The sequence below is a fragment of the Streptomyces sp. NPDC002130 genome (assembly GCF_040296465.1).
GTDB lineage: Bacteria > Actinomycetota > Actinomycetes > Streptomycetales > Streptomycetaceae > Streptomyces.
Genome location: NZ_JBEOXI010000734.1, coordinates 1 through 1,594, shown reverse-complemented (window position 1 = coordinate 1,594; position 1,594 = coordinate 1). Strand labels below are relative to the sequence as shown.

The 1,594-nt window shown below is 60.0% G+C and carries 1 protein-coding gene and 1 pseudogene; both read left to right on the top strand.

Annotated features, from left to right (window positions below; all coding sequences use genetic code 11):
• Nucleotides 1–491: 491 nt before the first annotated feature.
• A complete protein-coding gene (locus ABT116_RS44960; protein ID WP_351646797.1) occupies nt 492–1,352 on the top strand; it encodes an MFS transporter in 861 nt (286 codons plus the stop codon).
• A 162-nt stretch (nt 1,353–1,514) separates the two neighbouring features.
• Nucleotides 1,515–1,594, top strand: a pseudogene (locus ABT116_RS44955) (transglycosylase family protein); the annotation flags it as partial.

Here is a 1,594-nt window from a genome sequence, read left to right as displayed (position 1 = left end):
GGACGAGTTGTCGGATCTGCTCGACACCGTTGCCAGGTCCACTCTGCCGGAGCGGAGGCTGTTCGCGGAGGAGACCCCCGATCAGTGGAACGCAGTTCAAGTAGATACGCGCACTTTCAGCCGGGCGGTTCGACGGACGCATCTCCCGGTAGTCCTAGGTCCAGTACATCGTTCGCCCTGGGGGTATCGCACCAAAGGAGGATCTATTTTTTCATCCACACAGGGAACGCTTCTACGATCCACTCCTCGCCGGCCTTCCAATACCATTTCGACGCGATGCCTCCACCTCGCTCCGTGGTGATCCAGTTGGCCGGCGTCTTATTTATCGTCGTTCATGGTCGATTCTCTTTGTCGTTCTCGTGGCCTACGTCCATCCAGATCAACGTGGGTCCGGTCGGCCTCTTCGATTTCGCATGCCCCCCCCCGAACGACATCGACCACCTTGACGTCGCAAAACCGTTGCCATTCAGCATATCCCGAGAGGAATCATCATGACCGGCACAGCAAATGCTCCTGTAGAGCATCAAATCGAGACTTCACCTGGACGTCGATCGGCGCGCCGTAGAGCCCTGATTGCCGGCGCGACAGGCAACATCGTCGAATGGTTCGATTTCACAATCTACGGTTTCACTGCCGCAGTTCTCGCGACAGTGTTCTTCCCTCCGGAGTTCGGCAGTGGCGCACTGCTTGCCACCTTCGCTCTTTACGGAGTCGCATTCTTGGCCAGACCTGCCGGCGGCATATTCTTCGGAAGACTGGGTGACCGCCTCGGCCGACGGAGGTCACTGTCCCTGGCAATTACGCTCATGGGCTGCTCGACGGCGGCAATCGGTCTCCTACCGACGTACGCTTCGATCGGTGTTGCCGCACCGCTGTTGCTGCTGCTGTGCCGATTGGTTCAAGGATTCTCGGCCGGGGGCGAATACACCGGAGCTGCCACCTTCGTCGTCGAGCATGCGCCGTCCCACCGCCGAGGCTTGTACGCAGGGATAATCAGCTCTTCGTCATTCGTCGGCAGCATCTTGGCCACGGTCACAGTCTTGTCATTCAGCTTGGTCGGCGCTGAGCACTTCGCCGACGGAGGATGGCGCTGGCCGTTCATCATCGGAGGCGTTGTCGCCATGGTGGGTCTGTTCATGAGGCTTGCCGTCGAGGAGACTCCGGCGTTCAAGGAAATGCAAGAAAACGATTCCCTTCCCACTCGCCCACTCGCAGATCTGTTCCGCAATCACTGGCGGACTCTGCTCACGTCCTTCGTGTATTTCGCCTCGCTCGGTGTCGTTACAGAATGCGTCAACTCGACGGTGGATCGGCAACCATTCGATCGTCACCCGGTCGCGGTACTTCGGTGACTCTGACGTTGAGCTTGCCCGCAGCGGTGATGGCGTGACCAGACCGGACGGACGAGATGTCCGCGATCTTCTCGGCATGCACAGCCGTGCTGCTCGATTCATGGCTGCATGCTTCGCTCTCACCTGCGTGATCTCGGTCGCGTACACCTCCTCCGACGTCCGCTCGACTACGCCGCCAGCCCCGACCTGGCCAGCCGCTCCCAGCAGATAGCCGTGGCCGAGAGAATCCTCGCCGACCAGGG